15 protein-coding genes are annotated in these 15,435 nt (G+C 60.2%); 10 read left to right on the forward strand and 5 right to left on the reverse strand.

Features of this window, described 5'->3' with window-relative positions; all coding sequences use genetic code 11:
- Nucleotides 1-21: 21 nt before the first annotated feature.
- Complete coding sequence (locus tag AB0H71_RS29950) at nt 22-1,101, forward strand: DUF4349 domain-containing protein (RefSeq protein ID WP_357027474.1); 1,080 nt, start codon at nt 22-24, stop codon at nt 1,099-1,101.
- Entirely contained in the window at nt 1,061-1,285 is a 225-nt protein-coding gene (locus tag AB0H71_RS29955) for a DUF167 domain-containing protein (protein WP_357027477.1), read from the forward strand. The genes AB0H71_RS29950 and AB0H71_RS29955 overlap by 41 nt, the downstream gene beginning before the upstream one ends.
- On the opposite strand, the gene AB0H71_RS29960 is transcribed toward AB0H71_RS29955, so the two are convergent.
- Entirely contained in the window at nt 1,282-1,746 is a 465-nt protein-coding gene (locus AB0H71_RS29960; protein ID WP_357027480.1) for a tRNA (cytidine(34)-2'-O)-methyltransferase, read from the reverse strand. The genes AB0H71_RS29955 and AB0H71_RS29960 overlap by 4 nt on opposite strands.
- Before the next feature lie 22 nt (nt 1,747-1,768).
- On the opposite strand from AB0H71_RS29960, the gene AB0H71_RS29965 reads away from it, so the two are divergent.
- From AB0H71_RS29965 to AB0H71_RS30000, 8 genes are all read left to right on the forward strand, one after another.
- Nucleotides 1,769-3,406 carry a recombinase family protein gene (locus AB0H71_RS29965; protein WP_357027483.1) on the forward strand — a complete coding sequence of 546 codons (1,638 nt, stop codon included), beginning with the start codon at nt 1,769-1,771 and terminating at the stop codon, nt 3,404-3,406.
- Nucleotides 3,407-3,496: 90 nt separating this feature from the next.
- A complete protein-coding gene (locus tag AB0H71_RS29970) occupies nt 3,497-3,769 on the forward strand; it encodes a hypothetical protein (RefSeq protein WP_357027486.1) in 273 nt (90 codons plus the stop codon).
- Between the two features lie 230 nt (nt 3,770-3,999).
- Complete coding sequence (locus AB0H71_RS29975; protein WP_357027489.1) at nt 4,000-4,857, forward strand: hypothetical protein; 858 nt, start codon at nt 4,000-4,002, stop codon at nt 4,855-4,857.
- Nucleotides 4,858-5,461: 604 nt separating this feature from the next.
- Nucleotides 5,462-6,307: a hypothetical protein gene (locus AB0H71_RS29980; RefSeq protein WP_357027492.1), complete on the forward strand. Its 846-nt coding sequence runs from the start codon at nt 5,462-5,464 to the stop codon at nt 6,305-6,307.
- A 1,244-nt stretch (nt 6,308-7,551) separates the two neighbouring features.
- The gene (locus AB0H71_RS29985; RefSeq protein WP_357027495.1) at nt 7,552-7,764 is read left to right on the forward strand and encodes a helix-turn-helix transcriptional regulator; all 213 of its coding nucleotides are present in this window, start codon (nt 7,552-7,554) and stop codon (nt 7,762-7,764) included.
- A gap of 1,544 nt (nt 7,765-9,308) precedes the next feature.
- Complete coding sequence (locus AB0H71_RS29990) at nt 9,309-9,473, forward strand: hypothetical protein (RefSeq protein ID WP_357027498.1); 165 nt, start codon at nt 9,309-9,311, stop codon at nt 9,471-9,473.
- A gap of 606 nt (nt 9,474-10,079) precedes the next feature.
- Nucleotides 10,080-10,601, forward strand: a complete 522-nt coding sequence (locus tag AB0H71_RS29995) for a hypothetical protein (RefSeq protein ID WP_357027501.1) — start codon at nt 10,080-10,082, stop codon at nt 10,599-10,601.
- A 195-nt stretch (nt 10,602-10,796) separates the two neighbouring features.
- Nucleotides 10,797-10,964, forward strand: a complete 168-nt coding sequence (locus AB0H71_RS30000) for a hypothetical protein (protein WP_357027504.1) — start codon at nt 10,797-10,799, stop codon at nt 10,962-10,964.
- 8 nt (nt 10,965-10,972) lie between these two features.
- On the opposite strand, the gene AB0H71_RS30005 is transcribed toward AB0H71_RS30000, so the two are convergent.
- The 4 genes from AB0H71_RS30005 to AB0H71_RS30020 form a co-directional block, all read right to left on the reverse strand.
- A complete protein-coding gene (locus AB0H71_RS30005; RefSeq protein WP_357027507.1) occupies nt 10,973-12,043 on the reverse strand; it encodes an LPO_1073/Vpar_1526 family protein in 1,071 nt (356 codons plus the stop codon).
- Nucleotides 12,044-12,074: 31 nt separating this feature from the next.
- The gene (locus AB0H71_RS30010) at nt 12,075-13,115 is read right to left on the reverse strand and encodes an LPO_1073/Vpar_1526 family protein (protein WP_357027510.1); all 1,041 of its coding nucleotides are present in this window, start codon (nt 13,113-13,115) and stop codon (nt 12,075-12,077) included.
- Between the two features lie 45 nt (nt 13,116-13,160).
- Nucleotides 13,161-14,240, reverse strand: a complete 1,080-nt coding sequence (locus AB0H71_RS30015) for an LPO_1073/Vpar_1526 family protein (RefSeq protein ID WP_357027513.1) — start codon at nt 14,238-14,240, stop codon at nt 13,161-13,163.
- A 145-nt stretch (nt 14,241-14,385) separates the two neighbouring features.
- Entirely contained in the window at nt 14,386-14,679 is a 294-nt protein-coding gene (locus AB0H71_RS30020) for a hypothetical protein (protein ID WP_357027516.1), read from the reverse strand.
- Between the last annotated feature and the right edge of the window lie 756 nt (nt 14,680-15,435).

The raw sequence follows: 15,435 nt of genomic DNA on the forward strand, positions 1-15,435 counted from the left end.
CGGCCCGCTACGCTGCCGGTCATGCGGAAGGTTGCGGTGTTCTGCGCGGGGCTGCTCGGGCTCGCCCTGCTCGTCGGTTGCGGTGCGGACGGGTCCGAAAGTGGTTCGGGCGCCCCCGATTCCTCGATCGCCGGGCCCGCCGTGAGCCCGCCGGGGTTCCGTGAGCAGGGCGCCCCGGCGCCCTCCGACAACGAGCAGGCGCCGGACACCGCGCGCAAGGAGGTCGTCACCGGCGACGTCGCGCTGGTCGCCGACGACCCCATCGCCACCGCCGGGGTGATCGCCGACCGGGTGCGCGCCCTGGACGGCCGGGTGGACAGCCGCACCGAGCAGCCGCGCACCGACGAGAACGACTCCGGCTACCGCCCCGTGCCGCAGGGGCCGAGCGCCTCGCTCACCGTCCGGGTGCCGAGCGACCGCACGGACGCCTTCGTCGACGGCCTCGGCCAGGTCGGCCGCGTCACCCGGGTCAGCCTGAACCGCGCCGATGTCACCATGCAGTGGGAAGACCTGGACGCCCGCATCCGCGCTCTGCAGACCTCGGTCGACCGCCTGCGCGCCCTCATCGCCGGCGCCACCAACACCGCCGACCTCATCGCCGCCGAGCAGGCGCTCTCCTCCCGCCAGGGCGAGCTGGACAGCCTCGTCTCGCAGAAGCGGCTCCTCGACGATCAGGTCGCGCTCTCCACCCTGAGTATCTCGGTCACCACCCCCGCGGCGAATCCGGCGGCGGACGACGAGCCGACCAGCTTCTGGGGCGGGATCGTCGCCGGGTGGAACGGTCTGGTCGACTGGCTCGGCGACGCGGTCGTCTTCATCGGCAAGGCGCTGCCCACCCTCGCCTTCCTCGCGGTGCTCGGCGGGCTGATCTTCGCGGTGGTCCGCGCCGCCCGCCGCCGCCGTCCCGCGGCCCCGCGCCCGGGCAACGACCCGGCGCCGGGCAGGGCATGGGCCGAGCCCGAACCGGCCGCAGCCGGATCGTCCACCGGCGCGACTTCGGCGAAAGCCGAGCCGCCCCAGCCGGATTCCACCCCTGCCAAGCCCGCCGAGGACACCCCCGATGCCGACCGTCCACGCGACGATCACCCCGAACAGCCGTAGAGGCCCCCTGGTCGAGCAACTCGACGACGGCACCCTGAAGCTCTACGTCCGCGCCCCCGCCACCGAGGGCAAGGCCAACCGCGCCGCCATCGAACTACTCGCCACCCACTTCGGCGTCCCCAAGTCGGCGGTCCGCCTGACCGCGGGCGCGACCTCCCGCCACAAACGCTTCGAGATCACCTAGACCCCGCCGGAAAACCCCTGCTGCCGCCACGCCTCGTACACCGTCACCGCGGCCGCGTTCGACAGGTTCATCGACCGCCGCCCCGGCACCAGCGGAATCCGCACCCGCGCGGTCACCCGCGGATCGGCGAGCACCTCCTCCGGCAACCCCGTCGGCTCGGTCCCGAACAACAGCACATCCCCCGGCTGATAGGCGACATCCGTATACCGCACCTCCCCCTGCGTACTGAACGCCCACACCCGCTCCGGCCGGATGAACCCGAACGCCGCCGCCAGATCCGCATGCACCCGCACCGACGCCAGATCGTGGTAATCCAACCCCGCCCTCCGCAGCTTCGCCTCGGAGAGATCGAAACCGAGCGGCTCGATCAGATGCAGCTCACACCCGGTCCCCGCGACCAGGCGGATCGCATTGCCGGTATTCGGCGGAATGCACGGCTCGTGGAACATCAACCTATACACAACAGTGGGGTACTTTCAGATCATGGCAGCGACCAGCGGAAACCTTCGAGTACTGGGCAGGTTACGCCTGTCTCGGTCGACCGAGGAATCGACCAGCATCGAGCGGCAACGCGAAATCATCCAACAGTGGGCCGATGCCAACGGGCACACCTTGGTCGGCTGGGCAGAGGACATCGACGTATCCGGATCGATCGATCCCTTCGAAGCTCCGAAGTTGGGGCCGTGGCTCAACGAACGGCACCCGGAATGGGACGTTCTTGCAGCCTGGAAGCTCGACCGGCTCGGGCGAAACGCAATCCAGCTGAACAAGCTCTTCGGCTGGTGTCTCGAGAACGGCAAGACCTTGGTGTCTTGCTCGGAGTCCATCGACCTGAGTACCTGGGCCGGGCGGATGCTTGCCAACGTCATAGCCGGACTCGCCGAGGGCGAATTGGAGGCCATCAGAGAGCGTCAGCGCGGGTCGAGGCGGAAGCTCCGTGACTCCGCGCGCTGGGCGGGTGGTCGCCCTCCATTTGGCTACGCGAAGTACAAGCGCGGTGAAGGGGAGGGGTGGGGGCTCCGAGTGGACACTACTGCCGCTGATTTGGTTCGCCGGATCGTTGACGAGGTGGTGGACGGCAAGGCCATGAGCCGAATCGTCTCGGACTTGAACAGTGACGGCGTTCTCACACCGGTCGGCTACTACGCCACGGTGAAGGCCGGAGCGCCGACCATTCTTCGTGCCGATATCGAGCCTGGAGCCTTGAAGAAGAACGCGCCTGCGAAGTGGTCCCTGACCGCCCTGCGGAACATGCTGCGAAGCGATGCGCTCCGCGGCTACGTACACCACGGGGGCGAAGTAGTCCGCGACGACAGCGGGATGCCGGTTCAGTTGGCCGAGCCGCTGGTTTCGGCTGACGAGTGGGAGCTGATCCAAGCGACCTTGGATCGTCGGAAGGCCGCTGCCCGCGGTCGCCGTCAGAGCCGACTCAGCCCGCTTGCCGGTGTTGCTCACTGCCTGTCCTGCGGGCTGTCTCTCCACCACTCCCGAAAAGTGGCCCGCGACATCGAGTATCGGTACTACCGGTGCGAGAACAAGGACACCAGCGACATCCGCGCCGACTTCGCAGAGATGATCGTGGAAGAACTGGTGTTAGACGTCATCGGAGACGTGGAGATCATGGAACGTGTTTGGGTGCCGGGGGATTCGAAGGAAGCTGAACTTCGGGAAGCAATCACGGGCATCGACGAATTGACCCGCGCACTCCAGCGAGCAGCCTCCGCTACCGTCCGGGAGCGCATCCAAGGCCAGATCAGCGCGCTGGACACGCGGATTGTCGAGCTGGAAGCCACGCCATCGCGTGAAGCGCGATGGGACTACCGGCCTACGGGAGGTACCTACCGCGCCGCTTGGGACGGCTCCGAACCGGATGAGCGACGCGAACTCTTGAAGCGCTCCGGCGTCGAGGTCTTCCTCTGCCTTTCCGGCATCGAAGGCAAGCGCACTACTGACAACCCAGGTTGGCTCGACTATGCCGTCGTCTTCCCGGAGGCACTGATGGAGAACTTGGGCCACCCGACGGGCAAGCATCCTTGGCAGACCGTCAGCGGGCGGATCTCTTCCTCGTTCTCTCGCCGGAGGCAATCGGAGATAGTCAGAGTCGGAGAGCCGAGCAAGTGATTCCGCAGAAACCGGGGAGCTGCGCGAACAGCTCCCCGGCGAGCGAGAACCCCCGGAACACTGTCGTGCCAGACCACCAGGAGACCCACCGTGGCCGATCGTAACGCCACCTCCGCCCCGGCCTTCGAGCTGGAGGTGTTCCCGTACCTGCAAGCCGATATCATTCGGGACGGCGCTATCGCCGTCCTGGTGGTGCTCCGCTCCGCCCTGATCGAGGAGACCGGGTACCTGTACCGGCCGGTGGCCGACTACTTGGCGGCGCATGAGCAGCGGGTGATCTCGACCCGGGATATTTCCGACTCGGACATGTTCAAGTCTGCGGCTGTGCAGACCATGTGCTGGATTGGCAGCAGAGCGGCCTAGCCGCTCTGTAGGCAGACGAAAACACCCGGGGGCGGGTGTAGACATCCCCCGCCCCCGATACAACTGGAGATAGAAAATGAGCGTAGAGCTTGATTCGCGCTGGGACTCCCGGAGCGGAAAGAAGCGATACCGGGTCACGCTGAGCGGGACCAGTAGATTCCTACTGTTCGACGGAGACGAACTCCGCGAACTTCATACCTTGATCACTCGAACTATAGAGAGTCCCAACGTTGAACCCACAAGCCAATAACCGATTCGAAGTCAAGCACTACGGCACTCTCGGCGAGACGCCGGAAGGTGCTCGTGTGTACGCCTCTGTCCCGATAGAGCTTGCCCGCGACAAGCGGGTATCGACCGCCGGGCGAGCGGTCGCGGTGTACGTCTGGTCCCACACCGAGGGCTACCGGCAGTCGGCGGCTGCCGTGGTGGAAGCGCTCGGCATGAGCGCGGAGGCCGTGAGAGCGGCTCTCGGCAGCCTTCAAGCGAACGGCTGGCTCGTACGGCAACCACACGTCAAGCCGGGCAACACGCGGCAAAGCTTCGAGGTCTGGCACTTGCAGATGACGAACACTCCATTCACCCCTGAGCGGGTGGCGGAGCTGTCGGCATCGGTCCCGCCTCCGGCGGACCCTACCGGTAAAGCCGGTACCGGGGTACCGGAAAAAGCGGTATCCCTCAACCGGGAAAACCGGCACCTAAGTAGTCAATTTAGAAGTGCACCTAGAAGTGCACTTCCTAATGAAGTACCTATAGGGGAGAACGGCCTTCGGCCGGACCGGGAAGTTCGGCCGGAGGGAGTCAATCGGCTTTCGCCTATCGGCTCAGCCTCCGCGGAACCGGCGAATACCCGGTTCCGGTGGGTGGTACGGCCGGATGCTCCGGCCGATATCGAAGGGGACGAAAACGACCCCTTTGGTGCCTGGGATACGAAGAGGAACCGCGCGAAGCGGTTCATCCTTGAAGAATGTCAGGGCATGGACCTTGACGAGACCTTCAATGCCGTTTGGTACGGCTTGAAGTTCGACATCCGGTCCGAATTGCGTCCCGGGAAGTATCTCGACCAAAGGGTGAAACTCATCGAGGAATAGCAGAGGTCATTCCGGCCTGCTATCTGCCTCGCTGAGCGAGTTTCGGCCTCCGCCCTACCTGAGAGTAGGGCGGGGCATTAAGGCTCGGCAGAAACGCAAATGCGGCCACGGGTCCGGCAATACCCGATAAGCGTGGCCGAGCCTTCTCAATCTTTCACCGAAAAGGGATCTCATGCTTTCGCAATTCGATGCACGGAAGGGCTATGCCTTCCTCCGGGAGCGATTGGGCGCTCCCGGCCCGGTCCTGCTCTTCGTCAACGAGATCGGTGCCGTCCACATCACCGATGAAGACGGCATGGTCCTCCTCCCGCGGTAGGGCGCGCCGGCGAGCCATTCGGGCTCGAGGTGCAGCGGGCTGGAGGCATGCGCCGTGGTGGTGCCGTCGGTCGGGGATCTGAGGCCGGGGCGGGGCTACGTAGCGGCGCTACGGTTGTGGGGTGTGGTGGTTGCTGGCGGCGGATGCGCGGCGGGCGCTGGAGGAGTAGCAGGGCGTGAGGGTTGGCGGCAGGCAGCGCCACAACGACGTACCCGGGCCGGTTGAATTTGAACCGTGCGCTCAGCGCGCGCTCTGGCCAGATCAGGGTTCGCGGTGGATAATTGGAGCATGTCTGAGCGCGAAACGTACGAGCGCAGGTTGCACGGGGTCGATACTTTTGCTGTATTGCAACAACGACTCAACACAGTTCGAATGGAAAAGGGTCTCTCCGTGAGATTTCTGACGCAGGAGAACAATCTGACATTCTTGCGCGCTGACCAGATTTTTGACGGGATACGCGTCCCGTCAAGGGAAGACTTTGCGGTCATACTAAATGGCCTGGGCATCCACGGAGACGACCAACAGCCGTGGAAAGACGCTTACATTCGCGCCGAAAGGCAGCGACCAATCGTGAATGTCGGAGGTCGCAATAACATAATTACTGTTCAAAGCGGCGGCAACCAGACAATAAATCAAGATACTAATCCTACTACGTCTCAGCAGCGTCAGGCATTCTTCTTCAAGTTTCTGAATTCATCTCTGCGCCTCACGACCACGACGTTCGTTCTCGCACTGCTGTTCACCTCGGCAGCGGCTATTGTCACCCTCTGGGGTGCAGTACTTATGGTCGCAAATATAGGCGGCACGTTCGATTATGCGCCGCTCTTGACTACTTTGAGCGGTCTCGTTGTCGCCGCCGGAGGCGGGGCGCTCACAGTGCACGCGTATAAGGCCCGCAACCACATAACGGCAGAAGCGAAGGAGGTGCGGCAGGATATTCGAGATGATACCGCGTTCGAGCGCGCAACCAAACTAATCGCTCTAGTGCAAGATCCGCAGCTTAAAGATCATCTACTCTCTCTAACTGCGGCGAAAGAACTCGGCCTGGCCCCGTCCCCGATTGAGATGAGCGACTTGCCGCAACCGAAACGGATCGAGGTTGAGCGCGTCCATCGACCCGACGAGTCGCCGTAAAAGCCTCAGAATGAGTGTCTGCGGCAAGCGCTTAGAAGCAGTGGCGACCTCCCGACGCCCAATAATCTTCGCCTATCGGGAGCTAAGCCGAATGCCGCTGGCCGCTACTTCGAGGAACCGCGCCCGCGTAGTCATGAGCGTTTCGCGGACCTCGCGCGGTTCCGGCTTGGGAGACCGGAACCATCGGCCGAGTGCGGTATTGAAGTTGTTCCATGCTTCGTCGTACTCCCTCAGCGTCCGCTCTGGAGGTGTCTTGCTCGGCTCCGTCGTGCTGGTGGGGGTGGTCGAAGGTGGCATATTCGACTCCGGTTCGGTCGTCGTTGTCGTTGGGGTAGAGGGCCAGCGCACAGAGCGTCACCAGGCCGAGGACGAGAAGCGCGAAGGTCCAGGGCTCGAGGTAGCTCACTCCGAGCCCTGCCCTTCGGGCACGTTCAGCGCGGCGAGCGCTTCGCGGGCTCTGTCCAGCGCATTCACCGTGGGGCCGGTCTCGGGCTCTCCGGCCCCGTACCAAGCGGCCTGAGCCGCACGCATGTTCTCGCGCGCTCGGCGTTCCTCCGGACACCGGAGCGCCGTCCGTTGGGCTCACAGGAGATACAACCTTTCGTTCGGGAGCCGCCGAAGGTCGGCGCTCGGATTGCCGCTCAGTGCGGCGCACATGTCGGTGCGGCCTGTCATCTCACGTAGGAATGCCGTTGCGGCGGTGACGCAAGCGCGGTACCGGAGTTCGACGCTCCCGAGTCCGGTACCGACCATTACCGAGATACGAACGTCCGGCTCGCCAGGAGCCGGCGACTGCTCGGCGGTCACCGCGCCATCTCCAGCGCTTCGCGCAGAGAGACAGGAGTCGTGAACTCCCCGGGTGAGCGAGTCCGGCTCAACTCACCCGGGGAGGGCTCGGGGGTGTCGGCCCACTCGCGCAGTACCGCGGCGAAGTGGACCAGCACGGGAAGCGGTAGCGCCCGGCTCTCGCTGGTCTGCCGCGGGAACGGCGATCGTTGCGGCAGTGCGCTGGACATAGACATTCCTCCCTGGTCTGGCACTCCCTACGGCCCCCGACTGCTCGCCGTAGGGGTGCCAATCCAGTACAACCCAAATTCGCGGTCTATAGACTGCTCAACGAGGATGTTCCACCGAATATGTTGGGCGTCCAGCCAGGGACGGTCCACCAAATACGGGTCCGTCGCGGGGCGGTCCGTCACGACCCGGCCCGTGGTGGACCTACTCTGTGTAGGGAGGGAAGACGGATGGCAGGCTCAACGCTTCCGAGACGGGCACTCGGTCGGATCTTGCGGGATCTGCGGGACGGTTCGGGGAAGAGCCAGCTCGCAGCGGGCTTGTGTATCGAGGTGTCCAAGCAGACGATCGGCAGGGTTGAGGATGGGAAACTGGCGCGGATCAGCACCGCTCAGTACCGAGACCTGCTCGACTTCTACGGTGCCAGTGACAGCGTGCATTAAGAAAAATATCGAGTGACTTCGCTCACGCGAATTCTGCCGAACTGCGGAAACGCTCGAATTCTTCGGAGTTGTAACACCCATAGGATTAATAGAGGGGGTAGAGCGCCGTGCCTCACTTCCACCGATTTCCTGTGACTTCGATCACCGCATTTCCGGCGACCTGGGGAAACGCCGAGATTCTTCCGGGGTGTAACAGGCATAGGATATATGTAGGGGAAAAGCTCGGGTTCCGCCACGAAAAGCGACACGCCGATCGGGCGACACGCTGAAAGCGGTTCCCGTTTTCGCAGGTCATGAAAATACTTCCTATGACCTTCGTCACGCCATAAGAGGCGACCTGGGGAAATGAGTGAAAATATCCGGGTTGTAGAACCCATAGGATAGGTAGAGGGGTAAAACCTAGACGCTCTTCGCGAACCCGGTCCACGGACACCGCGGACCGGGTTCCCCTCTCATTCTCGGCACCGTTCCGTACCGGTGCCGTGCACGGTTGAGACTCTGCGGCTCATAGCTCCGCTTCTGGCTCCCGTGCCTACGGGTGGACACTCGTTGCCTTCTCCTCTCCGAGTGTCCACCCTTCAACTCTGAATCAAGGCATCCCGTGTGGGGTGCCTTCTCTTTTTGCGGTCATTTGACCGTGCTGTCAAAGTCCACGAAAGGGGACCAGATGAACATGTGCCGTGCCGGTCACCCGATCACGGGACCGGGGTCTAGATATTCTTCGGGTCATTGCCGCATGTGCAAACGCGCCAATGACTCCCGCTACCGACGTAACTGTGCCGCAGCGCTTCGAATGGTTAGAGCCGTCGAGGGAGACGAGTTCGATTTCTCGTGACACGAAGGCGTAGGGGGTTGCGTAGACCCCCCGGACTCGATAACCGGGCGTACCGGCAGAAGCGGGACCGCCTTCGGGCGCGGTCCCGCGTGTGCTGGTTATGTGGGCTCGAAATCGACACGACATTGCCATACACCGATCCGATGTCGTGGACAGCGGATCACGTAATACCGCGGTCGAAGGGAGGTCACCTTCTCGGAGAGCTAAAAGCTGCCCATCGGCGCTATAACTCAAGCCGCGGAAACCGGACCGAACACAAACCACAACCGCTGCCGACTTCTCGGCAGTGGCTATAGGAGAACTCAAGTGACTAGCTGGCTAGCTGAACACAAGCGAATTTCGAAACTGTCCGAGGAACAGCAACGCGCAAGGTTCGCGCAGTGGTACGACTCTCAACAGCAGAAGGAACTTCCCGAAGAGGAAATCGAAGACGAGTGCAAGATTCTCCCGTTCGATGAGTCTTGGGAAATCTTCCGTCAGCGCTACAAGCGAGTAGGCCAGTCCGATACAAGCCGACTCCCTGAACCGTGGGGTAATCGCTCGGCCGCATAGTCGAACTATCGAAGCGCGGTATACGCGCTAGCGCACAAGCGCAATCTTTGCCGTCCAGCGTCCACGCTGGCGGACTCAATCCCTATTTCCCGCACTCGGGTAGGGGTAAATCGTTAGAAGCCATTTCCGGGCTTCTTTGCCATGTCGAGGAGACACCATGAATGACAACAAGACGGCCGATACTTCGGCCAAGAAACGTCAAGTGACGACAACCGCTCCGAACGTCGGAAGGCAGAATTCAGTACAGCCCGGACCAATGTTCGGTGAGTGGTGGGCCGTGGACGTTGAAAGCGTCCAGGCCGTGAGGCTCAGCGGCTACTGAGTCAGGGCCCTACCCCTGGGGAGGAGTCCCCCCACCGGCCCCGAATGTCACTCTCGGGCAAACGGGCCTCACGCAGCGATGACCCGGGGGTGGGGGTACCACAGAGATATACCCCGGGCCGGAGAAAGGCCGTCAGAATCGAAGATAAGCGGCAATACGGGCGTGCCTGAATAAAGGCGTGCCATTACTAGGAGATAGACAACCAATGAATAAGAAGAGCGGCACCGGAGTGCCGACTATCGCGGTGAACTTCGCGAGTTCGCCCGTCCTGCGAAATTACACCCGGGACAACCTGATCATGACCGAGCTGTACGCGGTCCCCGGCTTCACCGAGTCCGCGAAGGTGCTCAGCACCGCGGATCAGATGTTGGCGGACCTCAACAGCCGACAAAGCGAGCACGGTCCCGTGCTGGACATGGACGCCATTTTGGAGTCCGGGCAGGTGCCCGGCGGCTGGCTCGACTCGATCCGGACCGAGTACACGGAGCGGCAGGCGCTTGCCGCTCAGCTCGAAGCGGTGAACACGCTCCGGGCAGAGGCAACCGCCCGGCTCGACTACTCGCTACCGACTCCACCGACGACATTCTGTCCGGCCTGGGCCGACAGATGGACGAAGTTGTTTCGGCCGTCCGCGTGGCCGTCAGCGGCCTGGAGGGCGCAGCCACAGCCGCAGAGGCGGTCGACCGCGGCAAGGCTGTTCAGTGGGCGGCGTTGGCCGACGCCGGGAAGCGGTACGAGGCGCTTCGGTCTGCTCAGACCAAGCTCATGCTCACAGGTCATGCCGATCTGTGGCAGAGCGCTCGAGCGGGCAAGAGTAACGACCGCACCGCTTCTTACGCGGTGCTCAAAGACCTCGACTCGCTACACCCCCGGTTCGGCTACAGCGATGCTCTGCCGTGGCCTGCCGACACGGCCGAGTTCCTTGCTTGGACGGCTCGGAACGGCGCGGTGGTCTGGCTGCCGACCACAAAGGATCTGTCGGCGCTGGTCTCGGAGCGAGCGGCCTACTTCCGTGACGAGACCGAGCACTACACCTACCTTGACCGCTCCGCGCTGGTGGGCGCGGTGAACTCGGGTGCGGTTCACCCGCACGTTCAGTTGCAGCTCAGAGAGCGCGGGCGGGTCTGACGTGTCCCGAGACGAACCGGGCCGTTGGCCGGTCGTCGTCACTTTCACCGATCCGAGAAGCCCACGAAGTAGGCACGGGGACGTGTGCCGTCAGGACGGGCGTGTGCCGGTGTGGAGATGGCGCGATGACCTATTTCCCAAACGACCTCGGCCAAAGGGCCGGGGCGAATCCAACCTGAAGAGGAAGAAACAAGCATGGATACCGATGTGACAGAGGACAAGAAGCCGGAGATGACCGCTCGTCAGCGCGGAGAGCTAGAGGCGATCCGTCGTGGCTGGCTCAAGATTCCATCCGGCGACAACACAAGAGACGCAAAGGCGAAGGCAATCAAATGGATGCGTCAGCAAGGATGGAAAGCATAGAATACGGGTCATTGCGATGCACGAATCTTGTCGATCGTAGTTTTGTTGGACAGCCGGCCCATCACCGATTCTATATGAGTGTGGGCTATAACTGCGCCGACAACTGACAACTCAAAACCGTCGAAAAGGTTGAAACAATACGAGTGAACTAACTTCGAGTTGTCAAGGGGGCCCGCCAAATCCTCCTTGCAAAGACTTTCCAGTATCGGATTTCCTTTGAGTATCCGGATAGCTTCTGCCGGTAACGAGTGGTAAGGGCTGATTCCATGCTCGGGCAATAACGCTAATTCTAATTGCCGAAGCAGCTCATCGGTGTCAACAGCTTTAAGTTGATACAGTTTCGGGTTGCGGATAGCTGGCATGATTAGATCTTCATCCCGAATCCACCTAGGAATTTCTCGAAGCTTGTACCCATTGGTAAACAGCCCGGGCAGCTGTTCGCATATCTGCTCACCGAAGAATTTACCCGAAATGTCGAACGATCCAGCGCCAATGCTTGCTAGGTGAAGTAAGTCGCTTCTGTCAACGTCCAGCTTTGCAAAGAATGGTTGCCATGATCTAGCTATTTCTAAGCGCATCTGCGCTAGGTCTTCCCATTGATACTCAACGTTCCTGACAAAGTAGACAAATGCCATAGCGTCTAGCTGATTGGTCGTTACTTTCGGAGCCAGAGCTACGGCTTCCGCGATAGCAATCGCATAAAAATCTCTCGGCTGTACCCGAGAAAGCTCTACCAGCAAATCAACCAATACCTGACCCAGGTTTTCGTCGCCGCAGCTAGTAAAGCTAATCTGTGCCGACTGCAATGTCCGCTGCATATCAGGACGTTTGAGAGATTCGACAGATTCAGGCGCAACTCTGGACTGTCTCATCATGTAGTTTTCGAGGAATTCGAGTGACAGGCGCTCGACTTCCGTTCGAGCTGTTTGCGTGAAGCGGTCCAATTCAGCTCGGATTAGCTCGTGTGAAATCCGTACAACTTCATCAGGCTTCACGCCTTCGCTGATATATACATTCTGTGCTGCCTGAATCTGACGGGAGTAGTCGCCCCCTGTCTGCCCTTGACGGAACCAGGTCACTCCGACACCCCTCTCTCGATTGAACCGAACCTCAGAACGGCATTATGGCTGCATCGGGAACCTTCGACCGCAAGTTTGCCTCGGCGATGATGAGCCCCGTAGTCGATAGCTCGATACGACTGATCTTTGTCCTCTTCCAGTAAGAGGCTAAGTGTGCCATCTGCCGGTTCTCGGACATCAACTCCTTGAGTACTTCTTCGACAGAGAAGATGTTGAGTCCCTGTGCTCGTCTCACGGCCTCTCCTTGTTCGGGCGTGAGGCCAACCACGTTCATTTCCAGCGCTTGCGTAAGGTGCCGAGACGAGAAGACAGATATCTGTAATCTCTTCGGGTCGCGAAGCGCTGGCTGCAACAGCCCCCCGACTTCTGGAAAGTCTGGGGGCAACTCATGTCGTTCAAACCCCCTAGTGAACAAGCCGGGATACTTCTCAAGAAACATAGTCTCGACACTGAGATTTCCTCCATCTGTCATCCAACAGACGCCATGACCAACCATATGTGAGTAGTCGAGTATGCTTTGCGGTAGATAGTCAAGGAAGGGGACAACCTCACGTCGGATTGCCTCGTGCATCTCAGCTGGGCTGGGCCAAACAAAGATTTTTGAATGGATGCGATCGACTACGGTGAGCGCATTCATCTGCTCACTGGTTAGTTTCGGTGCGATCTCTAGTGCGGCCTGCAAGCTCGTTCCGTACATAGACCGATTCTCTTGTTTAGAAAGGTCTACGAGCAGATCGACAAGAACCGCCCCTAGGTCCGGATCGCCCGCGCTGACGTACTCGATTTGAGCGGTCTGAACCGCACGTTGCATGTAAGGTTGCTGCATGGCCGATGCGTGCTGAGGAGCAGCCTCAGCCTGCCGTATCATGTAGTTCTCAAGGAATTCTCTGGCTCGCTCGTCCACCATCGTGCGAGCCGTAAGTGAGAACTTCTCGAATTCTGACCGCATTGACTCGGTGCATATTTGGACTACTTCGTCGGGGCGTATCCCTTCATTTATGTAGACGTTCTGTGCTGCTTGGATCTGGCGAGAGTAGTCGCCTCCTGCTTGTCCTTGTCGGAACCATGACATCCAATCCTCCTACCTGGATATGCAGTGTAAATGCGGGTGCGTGGACTACTGGGGAATGTACACGTTAAGTGGCACGGGCGCTTTAGACTTCGCTTGTAAATTGGCATGGCCGATGGCAAATCCGGTTGAGGTGAGGTCAAATTCGTGCATGTTGGATGTGTGTCGCCACGCGTGAAGCAAAGATCTCATGGCAGGCACTCGTCTTTCGAATTCCTCTTTCACCTCAAGCTCAGACATCAGGTTCGTGCGAATGATTGCTGAAATTCTGCGACCCTGCTCGTCGGTAAAATTTCCTTCTTCCACATGCGCATCTACAGATCCCTGCGAGGTTATAGCGAGTTGCACCTTCCTCTCATCGCGTAAAGCGGGTATAATCCGCACTTTATTTGCAATATCAGTCGGAATATCTCCGAAATTAATTCCTTTTGTGAAAAGCCCGGGGTACCGAGCGAGAAACATTGCGCTGACTTCACCCTCGCTCATGCCGAACCAGCCTAGCCCGAGACCTTGCATGTGTCGGTAGCCGAGACCACCATCCGAGTACTCATTTGCTAGAGGTGCGACTGTCTCCGATAGTGAGCCGTACATCTCATGAAAAGAATTCCATGCATTATAGATAGTGCAACGTAGTGCGACGATTACTGACAAAGTGTTCAAGTGCTCTTGTTTCAATTTCGGCACTATTTGAATCGCGTCTCTAAGTGCGATTGCCGACAGCGACGATCGCTCTCGGTTAGATAATTGCACTAACAGGTCCACTAACACTTGACCGAGGTCTTCTGAACCGGAAGTTGCAAACTCGATCTGAGCATCCCTCAGACTTCTTTGCATGAAAGGATCTTCAAGCGATGAGAGGCCGTCCGGGTCGACGGACGACTGTCGCTCGAAATAGTTAACGAGGAACTCGTCAACTCGCTGGTCAATCTTAGTGAATGCCGCTTCGGTGTATCGTTGGGCATCTGCCCTTGAAAGTCGCGCATACAGGTCGATTGCATCTTCCATACTCAAGCCGGTATGGTTGTGGACGTGGTATTCGATTCGCTCTCCTTGAATTTGTTGGGAGTTTTTACCTGCCCGCTGGCGCTTTGATGTCTTTCTCCATTTCCATCCGCTTCCTTCTGCCATATGCCTTCACCTAAATCCAGTAGGGGTATCGCAATAGCGGCATGTCGCTTGTGCAGTGCAGCCGCATACTCTACGTCGGAAAGCGCGATGAGGTGGCTCGCACGTCTCCGTTGATGTTGGCGTATTGCATTTGCCGATTGGGTGATTAGTTACTATTTCCCTGCTTGCCTTTGTTCTTGAAGTTCCCGCCTACTTGCGTCTGCGTCGAGTTGTCACCCCCTTTTTGAGTTTGCCGAATTCGAATTCGCTTGCTCTGCCCTGCATCACTTGAGCTCCCGCCAATTCCCCAAGGAAAGGTCATAACGGAGGCGATAAGTGCGATTACTCCCACTGCAACGAAAACCCAGCGAGGCCAACTGTCAATGAAAGGCACCATGCCGATGACAAGAGCGACGATGGCTAGAATCGTCGTTCCAAACCACTTCAGGTAGGCGGCCATGATCAATCACCTTACGGTTCGGACGCTTGCTGGTTGAAGCGTTTGCTAGAGCATACGCGGCAGCTGCGACACCTCATTCACGACGAGTACGGCGGACAGATCACCCGCCGTGGGCTCGTAAATTCGGTTCCGAAAAGAGATCGCACCTTGCGCGACTTGTTGTCACGTGACGATGCGAGCTTCAGTCTGGAGTTTCGTGCTCTGTAACCTTCATTTCGAAGTTGGCACCTCAACCCCGAATGATCATGCCCCTTGCCAGGATCGGACTAGCCGTCCGGAATCCGCGGGCAACCGGGGTGCTCGGCCGACACCACAAGGTGTCAGCAGAGAACAGTCGGAGCGGGCACCGTTAGCCAGACCGAGCCTGACCGTGAAAATCGTGGGGTGGGTCAGGGTTTCCGCGCGTACCCCTCCGAGTCGAATCGGCAAGCTGGGTACACAAGCGGAGGTGAGGCCGGGGAAGGGTGTCGGTTCGATCGACACCCTTCCGGTCGTCGCCGGGGCTCCCCGGCCGTACGAGACACTGACTCCGTGGATTGGCAACCGACACGGCGCGTGTCCGCCGAAGAGATCGACGCGGCGAAGACTCCCGCCGGGGGATGGACCCGGGCACAGCTCGCACAGTGGGGTGTCCCGTGGCCCCCGCCGAAGGGATGGCGACAGCGTTTGTCAGACCACCGCGGCTAACGCCTTTAGCACCGCCGGACGCTCCGGCCCCGGAAGCCCGTCCAGCGCTTCGCGAACAAGCCGAACCTT

Origin of the sequence: Nocardia sp. NPDC050697, assembly GCF_040654395.1 — a bacterium.
GTDB lineage: Bacteria > Actinomycetota > Actinomycetes > Mycobacteriales > Mycobacteriaceae > Nocardia.

Excerpts from the sequence above, each read along its gene's own strand:
- AB0H71_RS29950 (WP_357027474.1), top strand. The coding sequence starts at position 22 with ATGCGGAAGGTTGCGGTGTTCTGCGCGGGGCTGCTCGGGCTCGCCCTG.
- AB0H71_RS29955 (WP_357027477.1), top strand. The coding sequence starts at position 1,061 with ATGCCGACCGTCCACGCGACGATCACCCCGAACAGCCGTAGAGGCCCC.
- AB0H71_RS29965 (WP_357027483.1), top strand. The coding sequence starts at position 1,769 with ATGGCAGCGACCAGCGGAAACCTTCGAGTACTGGGCAGGTTACGCCTG.
- AB0H71_RS29980 (WP_357027492.1), top strand. The coding sequence starts at position 5,462 with ATGTCTGAGCGCGAAACGTACGAGCGCAGGTTGCACGGGGTCGATACT.
- AB0H71_RS29985 (WP_357027495.1), top strand. The coding sequence starts at position 7,552 with ATGGCAGGCTCAACGCTTCCGAGACGGGCACTCGGTCGGATCTTGCGG.
- AB0H71_RS29990 (WP_357027498.1), top strand. The coding sequence starts at position 9,309 with ATGAATGACAACAAGACGGCCGATACTTCGGCCAAGAAACGTCAAGTG.
- AB0H71_RS29995 (WP_357027501.1), top strand. The coding sequence starts at position 10,080 with ATGGACGAAGTTGTTTCGGCCGTCCGCGTGGCCGTCAGCGGCCTGGAG.
- AB0H71_RS30000 (WP_357027504.1), top strand. The coding sequence starts at position 10,797 with ATGGATACCGATGTGACAGAGGACAAGAAGCCGGAGATGACCGCTCGT.
- AB0H71_RS30010 (WP_357027510.1), bottom strand. The coding sequence starts at position 13,115 with ATGTCATGGTTCCGACAAGGACAAGCAGGAGGCGACTACTCTCGCCAG.
- AB0H71_RS30015 (WP_357027513.1), bottom strand. The coding sequence starts at position 14,240 with ATGGCAGAAGGAAGCGGATGGAAATGGAGAAAGACATCAAAGCGCCAG.
- AB0H71_RS30020 (WP_357027516.1), bottom strand. The coding sequence starts at position 14,679 with ATGGCCGCCTACCTGAAGTGGTTTGGAACGACGATTCTAGCCATCGTC.